This is a genomic window from Bradyrhizobium lupini, from assembly GCF_040939785.1.
In the GTDB taxonomy this organism is placed as follows: domain Bacteria; phylum Pseudomonadota; class Alphaproteobacteria; order Rhizobiales; family Xanthobacteraceae; genus Bradyrhizobium; species Bradyrhizobium canariense_D.
Genome location: NZ_CP162553.1, coordinates 268,330 through 294,498 on the forward strand (window position 1 = coordinate 268,330; position 26,169 = coordinate 294,498).

The following is a 26,169-nucleotide window of genomic DNA, read 5'->3' on the forward strand; positions in this document are numbered from 1 at the left end:
GACAAGTTGCACTCCAGAAGGCGGGCGAAAACTGGCGGCTATTTAAGCCAGTGAGCGATCCGGTCAACTGCTTCCCGCATCTCCGCAGCCGAACGCGCATAAGAGAGCCGTATGAATGAACGACCATGGATGGGATCGAAGTCGAGGCCCGGCGTGACCGCGACATGGGCCTGTTCGAGCATCTGCTTGGCGAACTCGAAACTGTCGGAGGTGAAATCCGAGACGTCCGCATAGAGATAGAACGCGCCGTCGGCCGGCAGAAATCTGGTCAGGCCGGCCTTGGGCAATCCCTCGATCAGGATGCGCCGGTTTTCCTGATAGCCGTGCTTGATCTCCTCCATCTCGGCCGCGCCGTCGAAGGCCGCTTCGGCCGCGATCTGCGACAGCGACGGCACCGAGATCGACAGGTTCTGCTGCAGCCGCTCGATCGGCCGCACCAGAATCTCGGGCACGACCATCCAGCCGACGCGCCAGCCCGTCATGCAGAAATACTTCGAGAACGAGTTGATCACGAGCGCGTGGTCCGACAGCGCCGCAGCCGTCACGGCGGGAAACGCGTAGTCGAGCCCGTGATAGATCTCGTCCGAGATGAAACGGATGCCGGCGTCTTCCGCCGCAGCGATCAGGCCGGCGAGCGCCTCGCGGGACATCATCGTCCCGGTCGGATTGGCGGGACTGCCGACCAGCACGCCCTTCAGCGGCGCCTTGCGATGGGCGGCCAGCAGCGCCTCGCCCGTCAGCGCATGGCGGGTCTCGTTCGTGGTCTCGATCAGCACCGGCTCGCAGCCGAGCGCGGTAAGGATATGACGGTACGGCGGATAACCCGGCACCGTCACGGCAACGCGGTCGCCCGGCTCAAACATCGCCAGGAAAGCCAGAATGAACCCGCCGGAGGAGCCGGTGGTCACTACGACCCGCTCGGGGCTGACGTCACAGCCATAGGCATCGCGATAATGCCGCGCGATGCGCTCGCGCAAGGAGGGGATGCCGAGCGCTGAGGTATAGTCGATCCGCCCGGCCTCGAGCGCCACATGGGCGGCTGCAATCGCGGTCTTAGGCGCGCCGGCGGCGGGCTGGCCAACCTCCATGTGGATGACATGGCCCCCGGCCGCCTCGATTCGGGCCGCCGCGGCCATCACGTCCATCACCATGAACGGGGGAACATCGCTGCGGCGGGAGGCCGCGAGCCACTGCCCCAACCGGTTCCTCAAGGTCGCATCGTGCATCGATTTCTGCTATTCGCTGGCGGGGCCGATCCGTCCGACCCGGGAAAAACGGGGTGCTTGCGCCCCAGACTGGCCGCATTGTACGGCTCATAAGGGGAACGGCTCAAAAGGGCATATCGCGTATCCGGTCCGCCGCCAATCGCCAAAACCAATCACGAAACTGCTCGACCAAGACTGCTCGACCAAGAATGCTTGACCAGCCTGCTGATAAGACCGTTTGACCCAGACCGCTTGATGTTGTTCCAGATCGCATTGCGCAAGAAGGCCACCGCCCTCATCTCCCTCCTCGCGGCGGCTGCGATCGCGCTGACGCCGTTCTCGGCCGCGCATGCGCAGGCCAAGGGGCCGCCGGTCCTGCGCGACACCGAAACCGAGCAGCTGCTGCGCGAATACACCCGCCCGATCCTGCGGGTCGCCGGCCTGGAGAAGCAGAACATCCAGATGGTGATCGTCAACGAGGGCTCGTTCAACGCGTTCGTCGCCGATGGCCGCCGCATCTTCGTCAATTACGGCGCGATCCTCCAGTCGGAAACGCCAAACCAGATCATCGGCGTGCTCGCGCACGAGACCGGGCATCTGGCCGGCGGCCATTTGTCCAAGCTGCGCGAGCAGCTCGCCAACGCCCAGACCCAGATGATCATCGCCATGCTGCTCGGCGCCGGCGCGATGGCGGTCGGCAGCACCCGCGGCAGCGGCAGCGCCGGTAACAATGGCCTTGCCAATGCAGGAGCCGCCGCCCTTGCCGGCCCGCAGGAGATGATCCGCCGGACGCTGCTGTCCTATCAGCGCCAGCAGGAGGAGAACGCCGACCGCGCCGGCGTGAAATTCCTGACAGCGACCCAGCAGTCGCCCAAGGGCATGTACGAAACCTTCAAGCGCTTCACCAGCGAGAGCCTGTTCGCGGCGCGCGGCGCCGATCCCTATCTCCAGTCGCACCCGATGCCCGCCGAGCGCGTCGCTTCACTGCAGGAGTTCGCCAGCGCCAGCCCTTATTGGGACAAAAAGGACGATCCCGCGCTCCAGCTGCGCCACGACATGGTGCGCGCCAAGATCTCCGCCTTCATGGAGCGGCCGGAAACGGTGTACCGCCGCTATCCCCTGACCAACGACAGCATGCCGGCGCGCTATGCCCGCGCCATCAGCACCTATCTGCACGGGGATTTGCGCAGCGCGCTCACCCAGATCGACGCGCTGATCCAGGTCCAGCCCAACAACGCGTATTTTTACGAGGTGCGCGGCCAGGCGCTGCTGGAGGGCGGCAAGCCGGCGGAGGCGATCCCGGCCCTGCGCAAGGCTGTCGCACTTTCGAACAACGCGCCCCTCATCGAGATGTTACTTGGGCAGGCTCTGGTTGGGTCCGATAATAAGGCCTACACCGATGACGCCGTTCGGATTCTCCGGGCCGCGGTCGCACGGGAACCGGAGGCCGTGCTCGGCTACATGCAGCTCGCGATGGCGTATGGCCGGAAAGGCGACTATGCCGAGGCGGATCTGGCGTCGGCGCAGGCCGCCTATCTGCGCGGCGACAACAAGACCGCCCGCGAGCTTGCGACGCGCGCGAAAACCCGTTTCGCCGTCGGCACGCCCGGATGGGTCAAGGCCGACGACATCGTGGCGTCGAAACCGCCGCGCAACTGACAAGACCAAGACGATCTTACAAGACGACGCCTTACGCCACGACGCCTTACGAAACGACGTCACGACACCGAGCTTAAGTCCGCCGGGACTTTTTCCGAAACCTGCTTTGGATAAGAGGATTTGCCTATGCCTTCGCTGCGCCTGCTTGCTCCCGCGCTGTTTGCGCTCGCCATGTTCGGCGCAGCCGCGCCCGCGTCGGCCGACAGCTTCTCCGATGCCCAGCGCACGGACATCGAGGCGATCATCAAGAACTATCTCGTCACCCATCCCGAGGTGCTCGAGGAAGCGATGACCGAGCTCACCAAGCGCCAGGCCGCGGCGGAGACGCAAAAACACGAGGCCAGCGTCGCGCAGAATTCCGATGCGATCTTCAACTCACCGCGCCAGGTCGTGCTCGGCAACAAGGACGGCGACGTCACCTTCGTCGAGTTCTTCGACTACAATTGCGGCTACTGCAAGCGCGCGATGGACGACATGCTCACCCTCATGAAGGCCGATCCGAAGCTGAAGGTGGTGCTGAAGGAGTTTCCGGTACTGAGCCAGGGCTCGGTCGAAGCGGCCCAGGTCGCCGTCGCGGTGCGCATGCAGGATCCCTCCGGCAAGAAGTACCTCGACTTCCACCAGAAGCTGCTCGGCGGTCGTGGCGCGGCCGACAAGGCGCGCGCACTTCAGGCGGCCAAGGAAGCTGGCCTCGACACCGCTCGAATCGAGAAGGACATCGGCAGCGCCGAGGTGCGCAGCACCATCGAGGAGAACTTCAAGCTCGCCGAAGCAATGGGCATGAACGGCACGCCGAGCTACGTGATCGGCAAGCAGATCGTTGTCGGCGCCGTCGGCGTCGATAGCCTGAAGGAAAAGATCGCTGTGGCCCGCTGCGGCAAGGCGACCTGTTAAAAAGGCGACCTGCTAACAAGGCGACTTGCTGATCGGCGATCTGCTCTACAACTCACGCACGCAAAAGGCCGGCTGAAAAGCCGGCCTTTTCATTGCGCCGAAATCTGGCGCGCGCATTCATCTGGCATTCAACAAACAAAAGCCTCGGAACCACCGAAGTTCCGGAACAACTCAAATCTCCTTTCGTTGTCGGCGCGGGCGATGACGCAAATGAACACGTGAGGAGAATTCCATGTCTAACCGCTTTATGATCTCGGTTGCCACACTCGCGCTCGTCGCGGGCACCGGTCTGGCGAACGCACAGGGCACCATGAACCGCGACAGCGGTGGCGGCGCCGGTGGTGCGCAGACGCAGCATTCGCAGCCCTCCGGCGGCGCCGCCGAACGCGGCGGCTCGATGGGTAAGGAATCCGCCCATGAGAAGGGCACCGTCGGCCAGGCCGGCGGCTCCAGCAGCATGAAGTCCGGCACGTCCGCCGAGGACAAATCCTCCGGCGCAACAAAGGACGAGCACTCCGGCCGCGAGATGAACAAGAACGCGGCTGAGGACAAGTCCGGCGCCACCAAGGGCCAGCACACCGACGAACGCGCGCAGGGTCAGCAGGACAAGTCCAAGAGCATGAGTCAGGACACGAGCAAGTCCGGCGCCAAGGACCAGAAGGACATGAAGGCTGAGGGCGCCAAGAGCGGCACCAGCAGCACCAACAATGCCGAGAACCAGAAGGGTACCGAGACGCGCACCAACCAGAACGCTCAGGGCCAGACCGGCACCAGCACCAACCAGAACGCGCAGGGTCAGACCGGCACCAGCTCCAACCAGAACGCGCAGGGTCAGAGCAGCACCAACACGACGGTCGGTCAGGCCGGCGCGGGCGCCAAGCTCTCGACCGAGCAACGCACGCAGATCACCTCGGTGATCCGCGAGGAGCACGTGCGTCCGGTGACCAACGTGAACTTCTCGATCTCGGTCGGCACCCGCATTCCGCGCGAGGGTATTGAGCTGCACACCCTGCCGTCCCGCGTCGTGACGATCTATCCGGAATGGCGGACCTATCGCTACGTCCTGGTCAAGGATGAGATCGTGATCGTGAATCCGGACACCTATGAGATCGTGGCTGTCCTGAACACGTAAGACGATACCCGGCAACCATCGGGGGCGGGCAGCAATGCCCGCCCCTTTGCCGTTCGGCCGGCAGCCATGCTTCGGACTGGTTAACAAGCAATTTCCGTAGCTTCCACACAGATTTTTGCACCCCGGATGAGGTATCTGAAGCCACCTCGGAGGTCCTTCAAGGCTTCCCCTCACGCGCTTTGTTACCTATAACCCCCGCCACGCTGAAGCAGCTCTTGCGGGAGTGGAATGGCCGAACCAGCAACCGACACGATCCTTGTCCTGAACGGGCCGAACCTCAACATGTTGGGGACGCGCGAGCCCGAGAAGTACGGGCATGCGTCGCTGGCCGACGTCGAGGCGCTGTGCCGGGAGACGGCGGCGACGTTCGGCCTCAAGGCCGACTGCCGGCAGTCCAACCGCGAAGGCGAGCTGATCGACTTCATCCACGAGGCACACGCCCGCAAGATGAAGGGCATCATCATCAATGCCGGCGGCTATTCGCACACGTCGATCGCGCTGCACGACGCGCTGCTCGCGGTGCAGATCCCGACGGTCGAAGTGCACGTCACCAACATTCACGCCCGCGAGAATTTCCGACATCACTCCTACACCGCGCGCGCGGCCTTCGCCTCCCTCTGCGGTTTCGGCATCGAGGGCTACCGCCTCGCCATCCAGGGCCTTGCCGCCAAGCTCGGCATCAAGCCCAAAGCCTGACGCTCCCCTTCACACAGAACATTCGGATCAAACAACATGGCGCGCCAGCCAGACGACAAAGCAGCCGCAAAGTTTTCCAGCGAGGATTCTGCCCTCGTCCGCGAGCTCGCCTTGCTGCTCGATGAGACCAGCCTCACCGAAATCGAGATCGAGCGTGCCGGCCTGCGCCTGCGCGTCGCCCGCAATATCAGCGTCGCCGCGACCATGCCGATGCAGATGGCAGCTGCCCCCGCCGCGCTCCCGGCGGCCGCAGCTGCCGCCGCGCCTGCCGCTGCCGACCTGTCGAAGCATCCCGGCGCCGTGACCTCGCCGATGGTCGGCACCGCCTATTGGGCGCCGGAGCCCGGCGCCAAGCCGTTCATCGAGGTCGGCAGCAAGGTCTCGGTCGGCCAGACGCTGCTGATCATCGAAGCCATGAAGACCATGAACCAGATCCCCTCGCCGCGCGCCGGCACGGTGACGCAGATCGTGATCGAGGACGGCCAGCCGGTCGAGTACGGCGAGCCGCTCGTGATCATTGAGTGACGTTCGAGGGCGGTCTCATCGCCCTCGCCGCTTTCCGCGCGTCAGTCCAATAAGGACACCATGTTCGACAAGATCCTCATAGCCAATCGCGGCGAGATCGCCCTTCGCATCCTCAGGGCCTGCAAGGAGCTCGGGATCGCGACCGTCGCCGTGCATTCAACCGCCGACGCCGACGCCATGCATGTGCGCCTGTCGGACGAGAGCGTGTGCATCGGGCCGCCGGCCTCCAAGGACAGCTATCTCAACGTGCCCGCGCTGCTCGCGGCCTGCGAGATCACCGGGGCCGATGCCGTGCATCCCGGCTACGGCTTCCTGTCGGAAAACGCGCGCTTCGCCGAAATCCTCGCTGAGCATAATCTGCATTTCATCGGCCCGAAGGCCGAGCACATCCGCCTGATGGGCGACAAAATCGAGGCCAAGAGGACCGCCAAGAAGCTCGGCATTCCCGTGGTGCCCGGCTCCGACGGAGGGGTCGGCCACAACGACGACGCGATGGCGATCGCCAGGAAGATCGGCTTCCCCGTGCTGGTCAAAGCCGCGGCGGGCGGCGGCGGCCGCGGCATGAAGGTGGCCGAGAGCGAGGCCGATCTTCAGGTCGCGCTGTCGACGGCCGCCAACGAGGCCAAATCCGCCTTCGGCGATGCTTCCGTCTACCTCGAGAAATATCTGCAGAAGCCGCGTCACATCGAGATCCAGATCCTCGGCGACGGCCGCGGCGGCGCGATTCATCTTGGCGAACGCGACTGCTCGCTGCAGCGACGCCACCAGAAGGTCTGGGAGGAAGGCCCCTCGCCCGTGCTGACCGCGGCTGCGCGCGCCAAGATCGGCGAGACCTGCGCCAAGGCGATGCGCGAGATGAAATATCTCGGCGTCGGCACGATCGAGTTCCTGTTCGAGGACGGCGAGTTCTACTTCATCGAGATGAACACCCGCATCCAGGTCGAGCATCCCGTCACCGAGAGCATCACCGACATCGACCTCGTGCTGGAGCAGATCCGCATCGCCGCCGGCGGCGACCTGCCGGCGAGGCAGGACGAGGTCCAGGTCATCGGCCACGCGATCGAGTGCCGCATCAACGCCGAGAATCCGCAGACCTTTCGTCCTTCGCCCGGCCGCATCACGCAATATCACCCGCCCGGGGGGCTCGGCGTGCGGATCGATTCCGCAGTCTATCAGGGCTATACGATCCCGCCTTATTACGACTCGCTGGTCGGCAAGCTGATCGTGCACGGCAAGACCCGCGGCGAGTGCCTGATGCGGCTGCGCCGGGCGCTGGACGAGATGGTGGTCGAGGGCATCGAGACGACCCTGCCGCTGTTCCGCGCTCTGGTGCGCGAAGACGACATCATCAACGGCGACTATCACATCCACTGGCTGGAACAATATCTCGCCAACAAGGCGGAACCCGCCCCGAAGTAGCCGTCCTTTCCCGTGGAACCCTTTGGCCCTAATCGCGTTTGGCACGATGGGGACAGTTCCGAGGGGGCGTTTTGAAGTCCGGCAAGCCTGATCGAGCGAGACCGTCGTGATCGCTGACGCGCAGCGGCGGCGTAGATTCTGGCAGATCCTGCTGTTCGCGGCCGGTCTCCTGGTGCTGACCGTGATCAGCGCCGGCTCCGTCTACCTCGTCAACAAGGCGAGAGACGACAGCAAATGGGTGATTCACACGATCGAGGCGGAGAACCAGATCAACGCCCTCCTGCTGGAAATCCGCCGCGCCGAGAGCACCGCCCGGGGTTACCTTCTGACACAAGGCGAGGATTTCAAGGTCGACCATGACAAGGCCGTGGCGGCCATCGTCCCGGCTCTCGACAGGCTCACGCGCCTGATCGGCGACAATCCGGAGCAACGCCAAAGCATCGAGAAGCTGAGCGCGGCGATCGAGACTAGGCTCGGCCAGTTCGTGCAGGAGATGGACTTCATCCGGCGCGGCGAGCCGGAGAAGGCCGCAGCGCTGGTCCGCGAGATCGCCTCCACGGACACCACGGCCGCGATCGCCAATGTCGCGACCGGGATGATTCAGGAGGAGGAACGGCTGTTCCGGCTGCGAACGATCAATTCGGACCGCAGCCAGACCCTGGCCGCGTCGATGACCGGCATCGGCTCCGGCCTCGTCGTGCTGCTGGCCCTGATCTCGATCTGGCTGGTGCGGCGCTCGGCCCTTGCCCGCGACGATGCCGAGGCGCGCCTGCGCGATGCCAATGTCAATCTGGAGGGCGTGGTCGACGAACGCACGGCCGATCTGCGCGAAGCCAACAACGAGATCCAGCGCTTTGCCTATATCGTCAGCCACGATCTGCGCTCGCCACTCGTCAACATCATGGGCTTCACCAGTGAGCTCGAAGAGCTCGGCGGCGACATTTTCCGCCGTATCGGCAGCCTCACCCATGTCCCGGCCGACGGGCCGCCGTTGCCGGACGGCGAGATCGCACTCGAAGGTCCGGACAAGCAGCTGTCAGAGGATTTTTCCGAAGCGCTGGGCTTCATCAAGTCGTCGATCGCCAAGATGGACCGCCTGATCTCGGCGATCCTCAATCTCACCCGCGAGGGCCGGCGCGAGTTCCAGCCGGAAAAGATCGACACGCGCGAGCTGATCGAAGCCATCGTGTCGACGCTGGCGCATCAGGCCGCCGATGCGCAGGCCGAGATCCACATCGCCCCGCTGCCGGATCTCGTCAGCGACCGCCTGGCGCTGGAGCAGATCTTCTCCAATCTGATCGACAACGCCATCAAATATCTCAAGCCCGGCGTCCCCGGCGAGATCAGAATCCGCGGGCGCACCAAGCTCGGCTACGCTATCTTCGAGATCAGCGATAACGGCCGCGGCATCGACGCCAAGGACCACCAGCGGATCTTCGACCTGTTTCGCCGCGCCGGAACCCAGGACAAGCCCGGTCAGGGCATCGGTCTTGCGCATGTGCGTGCACTTGTGCGTCGCCTCGGCGGCACCATGTCGGTATCATCGGAACTGAATACGGGCAGCACGTTCACCATCACGCTGCCCATCACCTGGAACGCCAGCAACCGGAACGCGGATCAATGACTCAACCCGTCACCATCATCATGATCGAGGACGACGAGGGCCACGCGCGGCTGATCGAGCGGAACATCCGGAGGTCCGGCGTCAACAACGAGATCATCTCCTTTGCCAACGGCACTGAGGCGATGAAGCACCTGTTCGGGCCCGACGGCAGCGGGCTCGTGCAAAAAGGCAATGCGCTCCTGATCCTGCTCGATCTCAACCTCCCCGACATGACCGGGATCGACATTTTAAAGCAGATCAAGGAGAACAAATACCTGAAGGCCTCGCCCGTGGTGGTGCTGACCACCACCGACGATTCCCAGGAAATCAAACGCTGCTACGAGCTCGGCTGCAACGTCTACATCACCAAGCCCGTGAACTACGAGAATTTCGCCAATGCCATCCGGCAGCTCGGCTTGTTCTTCTCGGTCATCCAGGTCCCGCCCGCCGCCCCATGAATCAACGTACGCCCACACTGCTCTACATCGACGATGACGGGGCGCTGGCGCGCTTGGTCGATCGCGGCCTGACACGGCGCGGCTACAAGGTCGTTCACGCCGCAAGCGGCGAGGAAGGCCTCGAGCACATCCGCCGCGCGGCCACGACCGGCGGTATCGACGTGGTGGCGCTCGACCAATACATGCCCGGCCTCGACGGACTGGAAACGCTGGAGCAGATCATGGCGATCCCGGGCGCGCCGCCGGTGGTCTTCGTCACGGCCTCGCAGGATTCCAGCATCGCGGTGACGGCGCTGAAGGCGGGCGCGGCCGATTATCTCGTCAAGGACGTCAAGGGCGACTTCATTCCCCTGCTTCACGTCGCGGCCGATGGCGCGCTGCGCCAAGCCGAATTGCAGAAGGCGCGCGAGGAAGCCGAAGCCGAGATCCATGCCTCGCGCGACCGCTACGCTGCTCTTGCAGCCGAACGCGAGCTGCTATTGCGCGAGGTCAACCACCGCGTCGGCAACTCGCTGCAGATCATCGCCTCCCTCCTGCACCTGCAGGCCAGCTCCGCCGCGCAGGACGAGGTCAAGGCTGCGTTGACCAATGCGATGGGCCGCGTGGCCGCAGTCGCGCAAGTGCACCGCCGCCTCTACACCTCGCAAGACCTGAAGAGCGTGGTCCTGAACCAGTATCTGGACTCGCTGCTCGAGGATCTGCGCCGCTCGGCCGAGGGCAACCGGATGTCGCGCCTGACGCTGAAGGCCGAACCGATCGAGATCGATCCGGACCGTGCAGTCGCCGTCGGCATCATCGTCAACGAGCTGGTGATGAACGCGGTAAAATACGCCTACCCTGACGGCGCCGGCCCGATCCATGTGGAGCTGACCTCGCGGGGCGACGATCTCCTGCTGTCGATCAGCGACGATGGCGTCGGCGACAACGTCAAGGCCGATCCGCGCTCCACCGGCATGGGCCAGCGTATCGTCGCAGCCATGGCCAGCAAGCTCGACGCTTCGGTCGAGCGCGACCCCAACCATTCCGGAACCCGCGTCATGTTGATGTTCCGCCGTGTCCCGGCTGCCGCCGGCAAGCCGGCTGCTGCCGCAGCGAACTGATCCGCACCGCCCATCGCAACCGCCTTGCGATCCTGCTATTATGACGCGCCATGACTTCGCGCGACTCTGCCCCGTCTGAAATCACGCCAGCCGTGCTGCTGCGCGCCTATGCCTGCGGCATCTTTCCGATGGCTGAAAGCGCCGATGATCCGACCCTGTTCTGGGTCGAGCCGGAGTTGCGCGGGGTCATCCCGCTCGACGGATTTCGCGTGGCCTCGCGGCTCGCGCGCACCGTGCGTTCGGATTCATTCCGCGTCACCGTTAATACCGCCTTCAAGGCCACGATCGCCGGCTGCGCCGCACCCCAAGCCGGGCGCGAGGACACCTGGATCAACAAGCGCATCCGCGACCTCTATGGCGGGCTGTACGAGCTCGGCCATTGCCACAGCGTCGAGGCCTGGCAGGGCGAGGACCTCGTCGGCGGCCTTTACGGCGTCAGCCTGGGCCGGGCTTTTTCGGCGAAAGCATGTTCCACACCGCACGCGATGCCTCCAAGGTCGCATTGGTGCATCTGGTCGCGCGGCTCATCCATGGCGGCTTCGAGCTGCTCGACACCCAATATGTCACCGAACACCTGAAGAGTTTTGGCGCGGCCGAGATTTCGCGGCGGCGCTACACCGCGCTGCTCGACAAGGCGCTCGCGGGCGAGCCTGGCGATTTCCTGAGGCTCTCGGCCGGCGAAGCGATCCCGGGCGCGCGCGCGCTCGAGATCATCGCCGCGCGGCAATAACCGGATTATCGACCAAACCCCGCGGGATTTGGCCTAGCGGCCAAACCCGGGGAAACCGAACAGACCCGGCCGCTGCTCGGGCGGCGGAGGAGGTGGCGGCGGTGCCGGCTGCTGCTGCTGGATCGGCGGTAACGGCTGCGGCGGACGCTGCTGCACCTGCTTGGGCGCGGCCTTCTTCTGCGCGGGCGGCGGCGGTGCCGGCTTGGTGCCGGGATCCGGTGCCGCGGTCGCAATCGTTTGCTGCGGCTCTTTGCAGTCGGTGAGCCAGATATCGTAGATCGGGTGCTCGACGCCGTGCAGGCCCGGACTTGCCGCGTACATCCAGCCCGAGAAGATGCGCTTCACCTCACCCTGCAAGGTGATCTCGTCGACCTCGACGAAGGCGTCGGTGTTGGCGGCCTCGGTCGCCGGCCGCGTGTAGCAGGCGTCGGTTTTGACGCGCAGCGCCCCGAATTGCACGGTCTCGCCGATCTCCTCGTCGAAGTTGATGATGCGCCCGGTGATCTTGTCGAGGCCGGAGAAGGTCGCTTTCTTGTTCACGATCTTCTGGGCCGGCGGCTCGGTGACGACTTCGTCGCCCGGCTGAAGGCTCGCCGGCGTCTGCGGGACAGCGCCGCCCGGTCCGCCCTTCTGCTGTGGCTGGCGCTGACCGGGCGCACCCGGGGCGCCTTGCGGATTGGGCGGAGCGACCGCGACGGGCGGCGGCTGGTTTGGCGGAGCGGCGCTAGAACCGGGCGGCGGCGCCAGAGGTTGGGTCTCGACCGGCCCCGGCATCACATTGCCCTGCCGGCCCGGCGGTGGCGCCATCGGACGTGACGGCAGCACACGGCCCTGCGGCGGCAGCTCCGGCACCTCTTCGTCGTCATCGGGGATCTGCGGCTGCGGCTGGGGCTGGCCACGCGGAATGGTGCCGGGCGGCCGCAGCGGCGGCGGATCGGAGAAGATCGTGCCGATCTGCGCCTGCGCCGGCGTCGCAGCCGTCAGTGCGGTGGCGGCCAGAAGCGCCGCAAGACCTGTCAGGGTAAATGTTCGAAACATATCTCGCGCGGCTTCAACAGCGAATCGGGCTTGCTGGAGGACATTCTACAGGGGCTACCGCCGCTCGCAGGCCATCCGGTTAACACGGCGAATACGGCGGGGGAAGGGCGGCATCCCTGCCCTTCCCGGCCCGGTCTGGCCAGATCGGCCCCCGGATGGAATAGTCGAGCACGCTTCCCGGCGGCCGAGGCGGCCCGCCCCCGAAAAGAACTCCAACGATAACTGGAAACCCAGAGGTCGCTCCCCATGCCCGTTGTGCTCGATCCCGATGCCGCCGCCGTCTACAAGGCCTTTCAGGAGGCCGGCCGGCCCGCCTATGAGACCCTGACCGCACCGGAAGCGCGGGCCTATTACGCGCAGGCGCGCTTTGCGACCAATCCCGAGCCACCTGACCTCGCGCGCGTCACGCCGCTGTCGATCCCGGCACCGCACGGCGCCATTCCCGCGCGCCTCTATGTTCCGAAAGAGCCGCGGCGGTATGATGGCTTGTCCCCGGCGCTGGTGTTCTTCCACGGCGGCGGCTGGGTGATCGGCGATCTCGACTCCCATGACGTCGTCTGCGGCCAGCTCGCCGACGCCGGCGCGCTGATCGTGATCTCGGTGGACTACCGCCTCGCGCCAGAGCACAAATTTCCCGCCGCCATCGATGACGCGATCGCCGCGACCAAATGGGTCGCCGCCAACGCGCGCGAGCTCGGCATCGACGCCTCCCGGCTTTCGATCGGCGGCGATAGCGCGGGCGGCAATCTCGCCGCAGTGGTCGCGCTCGCCGCGCGCGACGGCAATGGTCCTGCGATCGCGGGCCAATTGCTGATCTACCCGGCGACCGATTTCGCCATGACGCACGGCTCTCACCGCGAACCCGAGACGAGCGTGCTGCTGACGCATTCGGTGATCCGCTGGTTCCGCGACCATTATCTCAACGGCGCCGCCGATATCCACGACTGGCGCGCCTCGCCGGCACGGGCGACAAACCTGGCCGGCCTGCCGCCGGCCTATGTGCTGACCGCCGGTGCCGATCCCCTGCGCGACGAAGGCGACGAATATGCCGAGCGGCTGAGGCAGGCCGGCGTGGCCGTGGCTACCAAGCATTATCCCGGCCAGTTCCACGGCTTCTTCACGATGGGGAAATTGCTGCGAGAGGCCAATGTCGCCGTGAGCGAGATCGGCGCGTGGCTGAAAGGATTGGCCTGAAACGCCGTTCCCGATGCCGCCCGTTCTTCAAAACATATTCGCCCTCCCCCTGCGCGGGCTGACATGGCTTGGCGGCCAGGGCACCCGCGCGGTGGCCGCCGTCGTGTTCATCGCGCTCGCGGTACCGCCGCTCGGGGCGTTGTTGCGCCCCTACGTCACCGAGGCGATCTTCGTTCTGCTTTGCATCTCCTTCATGCGGGTCGATCTCGCCGCGCTCACCGGCCATCTGCGCCGGCCGGCGCTGGTCGCGACCGCGACCGTCTGGACCATGATCGGCGTGCCTGTGATCATCGGGCTGATCGTCCATGTCACCGGGCTCACGGCGCGCGCGCCCGACCTTGCCCTGGCGTTGATGCTGCAGAGCATGGCCTCGCCGATGATGGCCGCACCGGCGCTGGCGGCGCTGATGGGCCTCGACGCCACGCTGGTGCTGGTCACGCTGGTGAGCGCGACGGCGCTGGTACCGTTCACGGCATCGCTGTTCGCAAGCCTGTTCCTCGACGGCATGCTCAGCATCTCGCCGCCTGCGCTGGGCTTGAAGCTGCTCGGCATCCTCGCCGCATCGCTGCTGGCCGCCACCGTGATCCGACAGATCTTCGGCGCGGCCGCGATCCAGCGCCACAGGCAGCCGATCGACGGCTTCAACATCGTCATCCTGCTGGTCTTCGCGACCGCAATCATGGGCGACGTCGCGAGCGATCTCGTCGCCCGGCCGGTCTCCACCATCGGCTTCGCAGCTCTCGCCTTCGCGATCTATTTCACGCTGCTCGCCGTCACCACGCTGCTGTTCCGCCGCATCGGCTATGAGCGCGCGCTGGCGCTCGGGCTGATGGTGTCACAGCGCAATCTGGGCCTGATGCTCGCCGCGACTGCCGGCGCGCTGCCGCCCACCACCTGGCTCTATTTCGCGATGACGCAGTTTCCCATTCACCTGGCGCCCTACATGCTGATGCCGATCGCGCGGCGCTTGACGGCGCGCGCACAGGCCTCGGGCGCCGCGGCGACCGGCGGCAAGGCCGCATCGGGCTGAACCAATCCGCAAGCCTTGCCAACACGCAAGTCATGTCCGCTCTGCCGTCGCGAGGCCGCTGGTGACCAGGCGAATGTCGTCACGCAGCGCGCCAATGTCCCTTGTGAATGTCGAATTTCACGGCGCCTTCGTCACGCATCTTCAACAGGAGCGATTGGCAGTCGTCCTGATTCTTGATGTTCACGCGCTTCATGACTTCGAAGGTCTTCAGAGGTTTTTCGCGAAGGGCAATCAGAATCTTTTCTCGATCGGTCATTGGGGTTCCTTGCATCGGATCGGCGACGGTACGTGTTGTACACATCGTCTACAACGGGTGCATTCGCTTGACGAGGTCCGTTCCGGCTCCAAAAGGGGAAATGCCGCGCAATATGCAAGTCTGCTCAAATATCCAAGTGTGCTCACCCGCTCAAGCGGGCTCTCCAACTCGATCAATTCTCCCTACCCGGCCCTTGCCGCGCGCCGCAGCGCTTGCGGCGGCTGGCCGAAGGCGCGAATGAAGGCGCGCCGCATGCGCTCGGGATCGCGGAAACCGGTCGTCTCCGCGACGAGTTCGATCGCCTCGCGCGAGGACTGCACGCGCTCGCGCGCGACCTCGATGCGCAAGCGCTCGATGGCCTTCGAGGGCGTCGTGCCGGTCTCGGCGGCAAAGGCGCGGGCAAAATGCCGCGCGCTCATGCCGGCGCGGTCGGCGAGATCTTCGACAGTCAAGCGAGCGTCGAGGTTCTCGCGCGCCCAGGACAGCAGCGCGCCGAAGCGGCCGTTCGGCGTCTTCAATTCCAGAAGTGACGAGAATTGCGACTGGCCGCCGCTGCGGCGATGATACAGCACGAGCTGCCGCGCCGTGTCCTGCGCGATCTGCTCACCGTGATCCTCCGTCACCATCGCGAGCGCAAGGTCGATGCCGGCCGTGATGCCGGCCGACGTCCACACATTGCCGTCGCGGGTGAAAATCTGGTCCGGCTCGAACTTCACCTTGGGATAGCGCGCGACGAAATCCCGCGTGCGTCCCCAATGCGTGGTGGCGCGGCGGCCGTCGAGCAGGCCTGCTTCGGCGAGCACATAGGCGCCCGAGCAGACGCTCGCGACCCGCACGCCCCGCCGCGCCAGCCGCTGCACGAAGGCGCGCGTGACTTCGCAGCGCGCGGCATCCGTCACGCCCGCACCTCCCGCCACGACCAGCGTCGTGATCGCATTGGCCGACTTGAATTCGCGCGCCATCATCTCAACGCCGGACGAGCTGCGCACCGGCCCCGCGTTCACCGCCAGCACGCGGATCCCGGTCGTCGTCTTGCCCGTGCAGCGCGCCGCGATCTCGAACACGGAGATCGGGCCGGCCGCATCGAGCAACTGGAAGTCCGGGAAGATCAGGATGCCGATCATGGTTATGTCCGAAAGCGAGGGAAATACGCCATTCTGGACGGAAAGGCATCATGAGAGGCTGCTTCCGTCAAGCTCATAATTGGAGGCTCTCATGTCGTCCCCGCTCCAGATCGGTTTCTTGGTGTTTCCGCGCGTCACCCAGCTCGATTTTACGGGTCCCCTGCAGGTGTTCTCCTCTGTGCCGGGCGCAAAACTGCATTTGATCTGGAAACGGGTCGAGCCGGTGCCGAGCGATTCCGTGCTGACGCTGACGCCGACCACGACATTCGCCGACTGCCCGCAGCTCGACGTGATCTGCGTGCCCGGCGGCGGCGGCACCAACGATCTGCTCAATGACGAGGAGGTGCTCGGTTTCCTGCGCCGGCAGGCCGAGGGTGCCAAATACGTCACCTCGGTCTGCACGGGATCGCTGGCGCTCGGCGCCGCCGGCCTCTTGAAGGGCTATCGCGCCGCCACGCATTGGAGCGCGATGGAGATGCTCGCTCAGTTCGGCGCGACGCCGACCAAGACGCGCGTCTGCGTCGACCGCAACCGCATCACCGGCGGCGGCGTCACCGCGGGAATCGATTTCGCGCTGACCCTGGTGTCGATCATGGTCGATCGCACCACCGCGGAGGCGATCCAGCTTCAGCTCGAATACAATCCGGCCCCGCCGTTCAATGCAGGCTCGCCGGATACCGCGCCGGCGGAGGTGCTGGCATTACTAAAAGAGCGCGGCGCGCAGGGTCAGGCGCGCCGGCTAGAGGCGGTGAAGCGTGCGGCCGAGCGGATGACCTAGTCTCCACTCTCGTGTCCCGGACGCGATGCATCGCGTAGCGGTGCCGCGCAGCGTCCGGGGCACGCGAAATCAGTCGTCCCTCTATCAAAGAAAAAGGCCGCCCGGTTTCCCGAGCGGCCTTTCCTGTCTTACGGCGGCTGCACATTTCATCGGGCGATTTCGGAGCTTCCAGACCGGGGGCCTATCTCCCGATCGAGTCCTGGTCGGCGGCCGCTGCATTTCGGGACAGTCGCGAACTGTTGCCCGAACCGAACGCGATGGTCTCCCATCTCCGTAAGATGCGACCATTGAGCCGCATCGCCCGCGTGGCTGCAATGCCCGCGCAGCACTCATCCCCGCTGTTCCCGTTGTCCACAGCAAAGCGAGGCGGATGCGGGTGCATCCACCCCCACGACAAGGGTTGAGACGGGAATCGGAAGGCTAGCTCGGCGTCCAGGGCTGATAGTCGCCGGTCGCCTTCGGCCGCTTGCCGCTGGCGAGCGTCGAGCCCGCGGGACGGTAGGCGTTGGCCGTGCCGGTGAGATTGGGCTGGTGCGGCTTTTCCCATTCGCGCGGCTGGTAGTTGTCCTGCGTCGGCGGCACGTCGACGGTGTGATGCATCCAGCCGTGCCAGGACGGCGGGATACGGCTGGCCTCGGCGTAGCCGTTATAGACCACCCAGCGGCGCTCGAAGCCGAGCACCGGGTCGATCGCCCCGCCGCGGGTGCGATAATAGAGGTTGCCCTGCTCGTCCTGGCCGACCAGCTCGCCGTAGCGCTTGGTCCAGAGTTGGGTGCCAAACGTCTGGCCATTCCACCAGGTGAAAAACTTGAGGAAGAACTGTTTCATGCGGCAAGGGCCCTGCTTCGTCGGGTCCTGATGCCATCCGGACGGCGAAATGTCCAGTTCGGCGCGGGCGGCAATGCCGCGCTGCAGATGCAGTCCCCGGCACGGAACGCTGCCGCAAATCGGACGCGATCCGTTCATGCCGGATACAGCGTCGCCATGAGAACTTTTCGTCGCACGCAAACCCCCGTGATCCCAGGAACTCCGGCCCTTTCATGGGGTTTGCTTCCGGGAAAAGGAGTTTTGATCATGAAAAGTCTGAAAGTCTTGAGCACGGCTGCGGCAGTGGCATTGGTTATCCCGTTGGCGACGCCGAGCTTTGCCCAAAGTCGGGCCGCAGCGGTCGGCGGCGGCGGAGCACACTTTGGTGGCGGCGGCGGAGCACACTTCGGTGGCGGCGGCGGAGCACACTTCGGTGGCGGCGGCGGCGGGGCACATTTCGGTGGCGGCGGCGCCCGCATGGGCGGCGGCAACTTCGGCGGCGCGCGGATCGGCGGCGGCGGCGGCAATTTCGCGGCCGGCGCAGCAGTACGTCCGGGCGGTGGCAGCTTCGCAGCCGGCACGGTGAGCCGACAGGCCTTCTCGCCGTCCTACAGCGGTACACGCAGCGTCGCGACTGCGGGCAACTGGCAGGGTGGCAGCGGCAATTGGAGTGGTCGTCACTGGCATCATCGTCACGGCGGCGGCTTTTGGCCCGGGTTCGCGGCCGGCGCTGCGATCGGCGGCCTCGGCTCGTACGCCTATTACGGCGGCGGGTATTACGACGACCCCTACTATTACGGCGACAGCTACTATGATGAACCGACAGTGGCCGTGGTCCCCGATGGCGGCGGCGACTCCGCGGCCTACTGCGCGCAGCGCTACAAGTCCTACGATCCCGCGTCCGGCACCTATCTGGGCTATGACGGCCAGCGTCATCCCTGCCCGTAACACGACCTGAAACACTTGAAGAAGAAGGCGTCGCAGCGATGCGGCGCCTTTTTCATTCAGGCGCCTCACCTGTTCGCTCGCCTCGTATTCGTCATCGGCAGGTGTCGCGTACAATCGATGCGAGCGGACCTTTATTCACCGCACCGTGCATATCTACCCTTATCCAATCCCAAATTGACCCGACGCGCGATTCACCTGTATCAACTTGGCTGTGGGGACTTCGATGACTGGGAAGTGTCATGCCGCGCATTCTCGTGGTTGATGACGATCCGATGGTCGGCGCGACCATCGAGGTCCTCCTCCAACGTCAGGGTTTCGACGTCACGTTGACTGACGGCGGAGAAACGGGTTTGGCTGCGCTCGAAACACAGAATTTCGACGTGATGCTGGTTGACATCTTCATGCCGCATATGCGCGGCTTCGAGTCCATTCGCATCTTTCACGAGCGCGCGCCGGCGGTTCCGCTAATCGCGATGTCCGGCTACGCCTTCGCATCATCCGCCTCGCCCTCTCCCGACTTCCTCCGGATGGCGCTGGAGCTTGGCGCGACCCGCTGCCTGCGCAAGCCGTTCACGCCGGACACGCTGCTGACCACGATCCGGGAATGCATCGCCGTGCCGGGCGATGGCTCGCAGCCGAAGGACAAGAAAGAAGTCCCTTGATCCCAACGCAGCGCGTCATTCTCGGTGCTGGACTTGCCATCCTCCTGATCATCACCGCAGCCTCGATCGGCCTCGACGTCAAGTCACGGTCCGATGCGGCCTGGGTCAATCACACCGTCGGGGTGCTGAAGAAGATCTCCGACCTGCGCGTGCTGATGCGCAGTGCCGAGAGCGCCGCACGTGGCTACGAGATCTATCGCAACCCGAGCTTCAGCGAAGAATTCCAGGCGGTGCACGCCCGTATCGCACCCGCACTCGCCGACCTCAAGCGCAGCGTGCGCGACACTCCCGAACATGTCGCGCTGCTCGAGGGCACCGAGCCGCTGGCGCTGCGCCGGATCGAGATCGCCGCCGAAGTGATGCGCCTGCGCGCCGGAAACGATCAGGCCGGCATTGCCGCAGTCCAGGGCAAGGGCGAGGGCCGTGGCCTCATGGACACGGTGATGGGCAATTTCGATCATTTGAGCGCAGAGGAAGAACGATTGCTCGCGGCGCGCTCCCAGGATCTGCGCCGCACCGGCATCGTGCTGCTCGGCATCGACGTCGCCGGCGCGTTGGTGATCCTGCTGCTGGTCGTGATGATGATGCGCGAGAGCCGGCGCAGTGAGGGCGCACTCAAGAGCACGCTAATGGAGACCACGGCCGCCAAGCAGCAGCTCGAGGCCGCGGTGGCCGAGCGCACCGAGCATCTGGTCACCGCGCATGACGAGCTGCGCCTCTCGGTCAACGTGCTCCAGAGCACCTTTCACAGCATGGCGGAGGCGGTGCTGGTCATCGATGCCGAGGGCAATGTCCTTCTGTCCAATCCCGCCGCCGAGCGCATGCTGCTGCACCGGACCGGCATGAACCTGCGCAATCTGCGCGCGATGTCCATCGTGCTTCACGGCGACGGCGTCACCCCGCTCAAGGCCGACGAGTTACCGTCGGCACGCGTGCTGCGTGGCGAGCCGTTCGAGAACATGGAGATGATCGTCCGCCCGCACAGCGGCAATGCTCCCCGTCATCTCATGATCAGCGGCCGGCCGATGCTGGACGGGAAAGGCAACGTCTCCGGCGCGGTGCTGGTCTATCACGACGCGACCACCTCGCGCGAGACCGAGCGGCAATTGTACCAGTCGCAGAAGCTGGATGCCATCGGCAAGCTCACCGGCGGCGTCGCGCACGACTTCAACAACATGCTGACCGTGATCTCCGGCAATACCGAGACGTTGGTGGCGAGCCTGAAGCAGCAGCCCGAGCTCCAGCGCGTGGCACGCCTGATCGACGAGGCCGCCGAGCGCTGCGCCGAGCTGATTCAGCATCTGCTCGCCTTCGCGCGCAGGCAGCCGCTGCAGCCGCGCAACGTCGAGATCAACGCCGCGGTCGCGGACATCGCGAAACTCCTGCGCCCCACCCTCGGCGAGCAGATCGAGATCGAGACCGTGCTCGAACAGGGGCAGATGACCGCGCACATCGATCCGTCCCGCCTCACCAATGCCCTGCTCAACATGGCCATCAACGCCCGCGACGCCATGCCGAACGGCGGCAAGCTGCTGCTCGAGGCCCACCGCGTCGTGCTCGACCAGGCCTATGCGCAAAGCAATCCCGACGTGCGGCCCGGCCCTTACGTGATGCTCGCCGTCAGCGACACCGGCACCGGCATGCCGGCCGAGGTGCAACAGCAGGCGTTCGAGCCGTTCTTCACCACCAAGGAGGTCGGCAAGGGAAGCGGCCTCGGCCTTTCCATGGTCTACGGCTTCGTCAAGCAATCCGGCGGCCACATCAAGATCTACAGCGAGGAAGGCCACGGCACCACGATCAAGCTCTATCTGCCGCCGGGCGAAGGCATGACCGAGCCAGTCACCTCTGCCGCACCGCCGGCCGAGGGTGGCGCCGAGACCATTTTTGTGGTCGAGGATGATCCGCTGGTGCGCAACTTCGTCACCGTGCAGCTCCAGAGCCTCGGCTACCAGACCGTCGCCGCGCCCGACGGCAAGGCCGCGCTGGAGTTGATCCGGGCCGGCCAGCCGTTCGATCTACTGTTCACCGACGTCGTCATCCCCGGCGGCATGAGCGGACGCGACCTCGCCGACAAGGTGGCGACGATCCGCCCCGGCGTGAAGGTGCTCTACACTTCCGGCTATACCGACAACGCCATCGTCCACCACGGCAAGCTCGACGACGGCGTCATGCTGCTGACAAAACCCTACCGCCGCAACCAGCTCGCCGCGATGATCCGCAAGGCGCTCGGACACATGCCCACCGGCTAGCGTTTCTGCTTGGCGATATGTCCAATGGCGTTGCAGATGATCCGCGCTGCGCAGATCGCCCCAATATTCTGCAGATCACGCTCCGGCACCAATTCGACCAGATCAAGACCGACAATTCTGGCCTTCGAGGCGACGCCCGCGATCAGGTCTATGACGTCGAAATAGGACAAGCCGCCAGGTTGCGGCAGCAGCACGCCGGGAATGACGGACGGATCCAGGCCGTCGCAATCGATCGTGATCAGGCAATTCGCGCTGTCCTCGATTGCACTCAGGACGGCTTGAACGCCCCGGCTTTTGACGTCTCGTGCCGTAAAAATCCTGGAGCCCCAATTCCGCGCGCAACTGAGCTCCTGCAGGCCCGAGCCGCCGATACCCCGTAAACCGACCTGCACAATGCGTTCGACCCAAGGCAACTCGCTGGCGCGCCGCATCGTGCTGGAAAACGTATGTGCTGAGCCGTCGCGCTGGTCCTTCCAATCCAGATGCGCGTCGATCTGCAGGATCGTCAGCTTGCCCATGTCTTCGAACGCCTCGAAGAACGGTATGGGGACAGAATCATCTCCGCCGAGCAGCATGGGTACCGCGCCGGACTTCAGGATCTTCCTGGTGGCGGACCTGATTGCATTCCGGTTTTGCTCGGGGGCCTCGGGTGACGTGGCAAGATCGCCGCCATCGACGACCCGGATTTGCTCCGGGTCGAGCAGGATTCCGTCTTGGTCGAAATCCCACCTGGCAAGGTCGGTCTGATAAACGCGCAAAGCATTGCGAATGGCCGCTGGGCCATTCGCGGCATGGCTGGTCCTGCCCTTCACATGCGGCGTGGCGTCGGCAGCTCCGAAGATGACGACGTCGGCTTCGCCAAGAGGCAGGGCAAGGTCGCACGCCGCGACGCCGAGGAATGTGTTGCGGTCGCTCGCCATAGCCGTCTCGCTGGAGGCACTCAGTCCGGCCGACAGAGCCAATCCGCAACGCCTCCGCGAGTTCCTGACCTGCTCTTGGCCTGCCGCCGAGCCGAGCGGTCGAAGCCGCCTCGCGGAGGACGTGACCTCATAAACGTCGGCTTACCAAGGCAAAGCGGAAGCTCCCACCTTCGGCGTGGTCGGCGGCTTGTGACCACAGCGGACTCCAGCGCGTCGAGCTTCCCCTGAGGGAGTGGACGAGTGGGCGGGCCGCTTTCTTCTGGAACGAAATTAAATTGATTTAATTCAGTTATTGTGATTTAATTTGGGCTTATCTCTGGACGGAGAAACGCATGCCAGATCAGGACGACCGTCGCGAGTTCTTAAGAACCTGCGGAAAGTTCGCGGCGGTGACACCTCCAGCCATCACCCTACTCCTGTCGACATCCCTTACATCGGATGCGATCGCGAAGTCGGGCGCAGGCGCGGTCCACGACGACCATCACCATCACGGCAACAACGGCTGGGGCAACGGCGGCGGAGACGGCAGCCCCAACGGCAAGGACGATAGAGGCCGCTGAGACGACGACACGGCCTCCGGAAGGAGACACAATGCAGACCAGGCGCCGCGACGTAGATTGGCATTTCGCCAGCTTCGTTGTTTCGATGATCTGGCTCGCGATTGTTGCTGCCGCTCTTCTTGCAGTGCTCTTCCGAGGGCACCCTTGAGGAGTTATGAAGTACATTTTCATCGCGGTCGGCTGCTGGCTGCTGCTGAACCTGCTCTTCGTTGTGTTAGTCACGCCGCCGCGTAGTCGCCGGCCGCGACAGCTTGCTCGCACGATTCATGCGGTCAAGAAATTCATTATGAGCAGACGGCAGCCCCCCACCTGATGAGGGCAGTGACGCGCTGCAAAAAAAACGACAGTAAGGCTGGCTGTTTATTTCCAGCGACGCCGCACCGCAGTTCGCTGTATCGTGCCGTTCCGTTTTTTTCCAACAGCGGATTTGATTGCCATGCACCACATCCAGAGTACGCATATTGCCGCGATACTGAAACTGACCGCCCAGCAGCTTGAAGCACTTCGCACCCGCCCAGAGATCCAAAAGGAATATTCCGAAATCCTCGTTTTGAGAGAGAAAATAAAACTGGCGACCGATCTGAAGAAGGCTCGCCGGCAGCTCCTTACTCGGTCCCTGCCAAGCGCCTGAAGGGAGAGAACTCCACCCGTGCCTTGCGCTGTGAGGCTCGAGCAAGGAGCTGCTCGTTGGCATTCCCGCTTGTGGACCCGAAGCGGACATCTTAGCAGCGCCGCACGGCATATCCCGTCGCTGTGGCAGCGCAAACAATACTTCCCGAATGCTGATAGCGCCTTGTCGGTTATCTCCCTCACAACCGATGTTTTGTTTTGCGAAAGCCCTCGATGTTCTTGCCAAATTCATCCGCGAGCGATTTCTTTTGGCTTCCGTACGCGGCAGCGATTTCCGGGTGTAAGCGCAAGTAGTCGCGAAACAGCAGGAAATCTCTCCAGCGTGGATTGCATTGCTCCATGATGTGAAGATGGTGTGTCCAGGGTCCAGGCATCCTCTTCCGAAAAAACAGTTCACCAGGTAACCATGCTTCGTACTCGGGGATGTAGGTGTATCCGAGTTGCGCGAATGGCCTCACAAACGTGGACTTCGCGCGCAACAAGTTCGGGAGGCCGACCAAGATGTCCATAATCGGTTTGGCCGAGAGGCCGGACACAGACGTACTGCCCATGTGTTCGATCTTGAGCGCCGGACCGACCACAAATCGCAAGCGACGGCACTCCTGCTGGAAACGAACCGGCCAGTCGGGGTCATAGTCACGCACCTCGATGGCGCCCCTCCATACTTCTCCATTCTGTCCCCTCGCTGGAAGCTACCCTTCTCAAACGGCCCTGTTGGAGCAGATCACCGTTCCTGCATGTGATCGGACTCACTGCAATGCGCGGCATCTCCCGATATACGGGTCAGCTTTTGGGGCTTCAGCGACGTCGTGGGCGCACCATATTGAGGTCCATCCAGCGAGGCATGGCGGAGTAGATTTGCTCAGGTTGAGTTCTTCGCACTTTGACCCATAAGCGACATGGGTGGATTGAAAATCCTTGCAGTGCAATAGTCCGTGCGGCATCGGATGGCTCGCGAGGACCGGGCGAAGCTGATAGATTGCCATCGTCAGGAGCTGATCGATGACATCCATTGACGAGCGTCTTCTCGAAAGCAAGATGACGCAGATCGAGCAGGCCCGCACTTGGAGCCCGCGCGTAATCTCCAAGTTCGAAACGCTGATCTGCAGTGGTGACGAGGTCAGCCTGTACCGCGCCAATCCGCTGGCGTTCGCCCGTGATCGCAGTGTGGCTGAGCCGGAGTCGATCGATCTGTTTCTCCATGCCGCTCGCGCCGGGCTGGTCGACATGCATTGGGACATTCTCTGCCCCCACTCGGGTCTGGTGCTGGAAAGCTTCGGGAGGCTCCGTGCGCTCCGGAGCCATTTCGTCTGCGGGCTTTGCGATATCGAGGGTCACACCGAACTCGACGACTTCATCGAAGTGTCCTTCTCCGTCTCGCCGCAAATTCGGCACCTCGCCTTGTATGACGTCGACAATCTCTCGATCGAAGATCTGCACTGGAAGCTCAAGTTCGCCAACAGCGGACGGCTGCCCGGCGGACAGACTCGATTTGTCGATGTCTTGCGCGGTTTCGTTCGCGGAATGACTTATCTGCCGTCCGGTCTGACAACGACGCTGCAGACCGATATTGGGCCGGGCGCGGTCTCAGGCGTCAACGTCCAGACCCAGGCGGGCTTTACGCTCCCGGTCGCGCTCGATCCCACTGCCGTGCAGATGCCGAATACTCCGACGATCGTTCGTGCCACCTATGACGGGCAGCGGTTCACGCCCGCCGTTTCGGCCGTGCCGTCGGGGCCTGTGATCTTCGAGATCAGCAACACCGGCCCTAAGCGCGGTTCGCTGCTCCTGATCAACTGGCCACCTGAAATCTTGGAAATGCCAGAGAAGCCGACCCTCGAATTCGATCCCTACGTCTCGGGCGGGATGCTGCTGACGCGTCAGACGTTCCGCAAGCTCTTCCGCTCAGAGCGCGTAGATGAGGAGGAGGGCCTCGGCGTTCGGCAGGTGACGTTCCTGTTCACGGACCTGAAGGGTTCGACCGCGCTCTACGAGCGCCTCGGGGATCTTAATGCCTATGCTCTCGTCCGCGAACATTTCGCTCTCCTCGACGCAATTGCCCATCGGCATGCCGGTGCCATCGTGAAGACCATCGGCGACGCCGTCATGGCTGCGTTTTTCCGGCCGGTGGATGCCGTGGAGGCAGCGCTGCACATTCTGCGGGACATCGGAGAGTTCAACTCCAAGCACGGCCAGCCCGCCGTCGTTCTCAAAATGGGGGCACATTGCGGTCCTTCCATCGCCGTGACCCTCAACGAGAATCTCGACTATTTCGGCCAGACCGTGAATATTGCCGCGCGGGTGCAATCATTCGCCGACGCCGGCGAAATCTGTCTCACTGAAGCACTCTACACCGCGCCCGCTGTTCGCCAGCTGCTGGCGGGCCACCATGTCGAGGAGTTCGAGGCGCCGCTGCGCGGCGTCGAAGGCGAGGCGCGAGTCTACCGGGTCACCGGCCGATTGTAGCCTAGGCTCTGCGGCAGTCCGCACTAGCGTAGTGATCGAAATGTATTCCGACATCTGGCCGCCGCGAGGCGGCTTTTCTTGGACAC

General features: G+C 64.3%; 25 protein-coding genes and 2 pseudogenes. 20 read left to right on the top strand and 7 right to left on the bottom strand.

The window, feature by feature from the left end; genetic code table 11:
* Positions 1 to 38: 38 nt before the first annotated feature.
* The gene (locus AB3L03_RS01455) at positions 39 to 1,226 is read right to left on the bottom strand and encodes a pyridoxal phosphate-dependent aminotransferase (protein ID WP_018454478.1); all 1,188 of its coding nucleotides are present in this window, start codon (positions 1,224 to 1,226) and stop codon (positions 39 to 41) included.
* 234 nt (positions 1,227 to 1,460) lie between these two features.
* Between AB3L03_RS01455 and AB3L03_RS01460 the strand changes: the two genes are divergently transcribed.
* The 10 genes and pseudogenes from AB3L03_RS01460 (at position 1,461) to aat (ending at position 11,421) form a co-directional block, all read left to right on the top strand.
* Positions 1,461 to 2,864 (top strand): M48 family metalloprotease, encoded by a 1,404-nt coding sequence (locus AB3L03_RS01460; protein ID WP_018454479.1) that lies wholly within the window; start codon positions 1,461 to 1,463, stop codon positions 2,862 to 2,864.
* Positions 2,865 to 2,990: 126 nt separating this feature from the next.
* The gene (locus AB3L03_RS01465) at positions 2,991 to 3,758 is read left to right on the top strand and encodes a DsbA family protein (protein WP_018454480.1); all 768 of its coding nucleotides are present in this window, start codon (positions 2,991 to 2,993) and stop codon (positions 3,756 to 3,758) included.
* Between the two features lie 232 nt (positions 3,759 to 3,990).
* Positions 3,991 to 4,890: a DUF1236 domain-containing protein gene (locus tag AB3L03_RS01470; protein ID WP_085353522.1), complete on the top strand. Its 900-nt coding sequence runs from the start codon at positions 3,991 to 3,993 to the stop codon at positions 4,888 to 4,890.
* A 228-nt stretch (positions 4,891 to 5,118) separates the two neighbouring features.
* Positions 5,119 to 5,586 (top strand): type II 3-dehydroquinate dehydratase, encoded by a 468-nt coding sequence (gene aroQ, locus AB3L03_RS01475; RefSeq protein WP_007591609.1) that lies wholly within the window; start codon positions 5,119 to 5,121, stop codon positions 5,584 to 5,586.
* Between the two features lie 36 nt (positions 5,587 to 5,622).
* Positions 5,623 to 6,111 (top strand): acetyl-CoA carboxylase biotin carboxyl carrier protein, encoded by a 489-nt coding sequence (accB, locus tag AB3L03_RS01480; RefSeq protein ID WP_007591611.1) that lies wholly within the window; start codon positions 5,623 to 5,625, stop codon positions 6,109 to 6,111.
* Between the two features lie 60 nt (positions 6,112 to 6,171).
* Positions 6,172 to 7,530 (top strand): acetyl-CoA carboxylase biotin carboxylase subunit, encoded by a 1,359-nt coding sequence (gene accC / locus AB3L03_RS01485; protein WP_085353525.1) that lies wholly within the window; start codon positions 6,172 to 6,174, stop codon positions 7,528 to 7,530.
* 106 nt (positions 7,531 to 7,636) lie between these two features.
* Positions 7,637 to 9,154, top strand: coding sequence for a CHASE3 domain-containing protein (locus tag AB3L03_RS01490; protein WP_204511079.1), 1,518 nt, complete (start codon positions 7,637 to 7,639; stop codon positions 9,152 to 9,154).
* On the top strand, positions 9,151 to 9,591 hold the full coding sequence (locus AB3L03_RS01495; RefSeq protein WP_018454485.1) for a response regulator: 441 nt from the start codon (positions 9,151 to 9,153) through the stop codon (positions 9,589 to 9,591). The genes AB3L03_RS01490 and AB3L03_RS01495 overlap by 4 nt, the downstream gene beginning before the upstream one ends.
* A complete protein-coding gene (locus tag AB3L03_RS01500; RefSeq protein ID WP_231188558.1) occupies positions 9,588 to 10,691 on the top strand; it encodes a sensor histidine kinase in 1,104 nt (367 codons plus the stop codon). Before AB3L03_RS01495 ends, AB3L03_RS01500 begins: the two co-directional genes overlap by 4 nt.
* A 50-nt stretch (positions 10,692 to 10,741) precedes the next feature.
* Positions 10,742 to 11,421: pseudogene (aat, locus tag AB3L03_RS01505) on the top strand (leucyl/phenylalanyl-tRNA--protein transferase).
* Positions 11,422 to 11,454: 33 nt separating this feature from the next.
* Here aat and AB3L03_RS01510 read toward each other — a convergent pair.
* Positions 11,455 to 12,503 (bottom strand): annotated as a pseudogene (locus tag AB3L03_RS01510) (DUF2155 domain-containing protein).
* 202 nt (positions 12,504 to 12,705) lie between these two features.
* Here AB3L03_RS01510 and AB3L03_RS01515 point away from each other — a divergent pair.
* On the top strand, positions 12,706 to 13,653 hold the full coding sequence (locus tag AB3L03_RS01515; protein WP_204511076.1) for an alpha/beta hydrolase: 948 nt from the start codon (positions 12,706 to 12,708) through the stop codon (positions 13,651 to 13,653).
* A gap of 13 nt (positions 13,654 to 13,666) precedes the next feature.
* Positions 13,667 to 14,683 (top strand): Na+-dependent transporter, encoded by a 1,017-nt coding sequence (locus tag AB3L03_RS01520; protein WP_247390470.1) that lies wholly within the window; start codon positions 13,667 to 13,669, stop codon positions 14,681 to 14,683.
* Positions 14,684 to 14,762: 79 nt separating this feature from the next.
* On the opposite strand, the gene AB3L03_RS01525 is transcribed toward AB3L03_RS01520, so the two are convergent.
* Both AB3L03_RS01525 and AB3L03_RS01530 read right to left on the bottom strand, forming a co-directional pair.
* A complete protein-coding gene (locus tag AB3L03_RS01525) occupies positions 14,763 to 14,939 on the bottom strand; it encodes a hypothetical protein (protein WP_018454491.1) in 177 nt (58 codons plus the stop codon).
* Positions 14,940 to 15,121: 182 nt separating this feature from the next.
* Positions 15,122 to 16,063 carry a GlxA family transcriptional regulator gene (locus AB3L03_RS01530; protein WP_204511074.1) on the bottom strand — a complete coding sequence of 314 codons (942 nt, stop codon included), beginning with the start codon at positions 16,061 to 16,063 and terminating at the stop codon, positions 15,122 to 15,124.
* A 91-nt stretch (positions 16,064 to 16,154) separates the two neighbouring features.
* On the opposite strand from AB3L03_RS01530, the gene AB3L03_RS01535 reads away from it, so the two are divergent.
* A complete protein-coding gene (locus tag AB3L03_RS01535; RefSeq protein WP_204511073.1) occupies positions 16,155 to 16,841 on the top strand; it encodes a DJ-1/PfpI family protein in 687 nt (228 codons plus the stop codon).
* Positions 16,842 to 17,261: 420 nt separating this feature from the next.
* Here AB3L03_RS01535 and AB3L03_RS01540 read toward each other — a convergent pair whose 3' ends face one another.
* The gene (locus AB3L03_RS01540) at positions 17,262 to 17,669 is read right to left on the bottom strand and encodes an NADH:ubiquinone oxidoreductase subunit NDUFA12 (RefSeq protein WP_026232746.1); all 408 of its coding nucleotides are present in this window, start codon (positions 17,667 to 17,669) and stop codon (positions 17,262 to 17,264) included.
* Positions 17,670 to 17,915: 246 nt separating this feature from the next.
* Here AB3L03_RS01540 and AB3L03_RS01545 point away from each other — a divergent pair, with 246 nt between their 5' ends.
* The 3 genes from AB3L03_RS01545 to AB3L03_RS01555 all read left to right on the top strand — a co-directional run bounded on the left by AB3L03_RS01545 (position 17,916) and on the right by AB3L03_RS01555 (position 21,507).
* The gene (locus AB3L03_RS01545; protein ID WP_368508145.1) at positions 17,916 to 18,596 is read left to right on the top strand and encodes a BA14K family protein; all 681 of its coding nucleotides are present in this window, start codon (positions 17,916 to 17,918) and stop codon (positions 18,594 to 18,596) included.
* 239 nt (positions 18,597 to 18,835) lie between these two features.
* Complete coding sequence (locus AB3L03_RS01550; RefSeq protein ID WP_085353532.1) at positions 18,836 to 19,258, top strand: response regulator; 423 nt, start codon at positions 18,836 to 18,838, stop codon at positions 19,256 to 19,258.
* A complete protein-coding gene (locus tag AB3L03_RS01555; protein WP_368508146.1) occupies positions 19,255 to 21,507 on the top strand; it encodes a CHASE3 domain-containing protein in 2,253 nt (750 codons plus the stop codon). The genes AB3L03_RS01550 and AB3L03_RS01555 overlap by 4 nt, the downstream gene beginning before the upstream one ends.
* Here AB3L03_RS01555 and AB3L03_RS01560 read toward each other — a convergent pair.
* On the bottom strand, positions 21,504 to 22,427 hold the full coding sequence (locus tag AB3L03_RS01560) for an arginase family protein (RefSeq protein ID WP_368508147.1): 924 nt from the start codon (positions 22,425 to 22,427) through the stop codon (positions 21,504 to 21,506). The two genes, AB3L03_RS01555 and AB3L03_RS01560, sit on opposite strands and share 4 nt — an antisense overlap.
* A gap of 332 nt (positions 22,428 to 22,759) precedes the next feature.
* On the opposite strand from AB3L03_RS01560, the gene AB3L03_RS01565 reads away from it, so the two are divergent.
* The 3 genes from AB3L03_RS01565 (at position 22,760) to AB3L03_RS01575 (ending at position 23,618) form a co-directional block, all read left to right on the top strand.
* Positions 22,760 to 22,987 carry a hypothetical protein gene (locus AB3L03_RS01565; protein ID WP_085353535.1) on the top strand — a complete coding sequence of 76 codons (228 nt, stop codon included), beginning with the start codon at positions 22,760 to 22,762 and terminating at the stop codon, positions 22,985 to 22,987.
* 154 nt (positions 22,988 to 23,141) lie between these two features.
* On the top strand, positions 23,142 to 23,300 hold the full coding sequence (locus AB3L03_RS01570) for a hypothetical protein (protein WP_204511069.1): 159 nt from the start codon (positions 23,142 to 23,144) through the stop codon (positions 23,298 to 23,300).
* Between the two features lie 123 nt (positions 23,301 to 23,423).
* Positions 23,424 to 23,618, top strand: a complete 195-nt coding sequence (locus tag AB3L03_RS01575; RefSeq protein WP_018454499.1) for a hypothetical protein — start codon at positions 23,424 to 23,426, stop codon at positions 23,616 to 23,618.
* A 178-nt stretch (positions 23,619 to 23,796) separates the two neighbouring features.
* On the opposite strand, the gene AB3L03_RS01580 is transcribed toward AB3L03_RS01575, so the two are convergent.
* Positions 23,797 to 24,261, bottom strand: coding sequence for a GrpB family protein (locus AB3L03_RS01580; RefSeq protein ID WP_204511068.1), 465 nt, complete (start codon positions 24,259 to 24,261; stop codon positions 23,797 to 23,799).
* Positions 24,262 to 24,619: 358 nt separating this feature from the next.
* Here AB3L03_RS01580 and AB3L03_RS01585 point away from each other — a divergent pair, with 358 nt between their 5' ends.
* Positions 24,620 to 26,083, top strand: coding sequence for a DUF5939 domain-containing protein (locus AB3L03_RS01585; protein WP_368508148.1), 1,464 nt, complete (start codon positions 24,620 to 24,622; stop codon positions 26,081 to 26,083).
* Positions 26,084 to 26,169 lie beyond the last annotated feature (86 nt).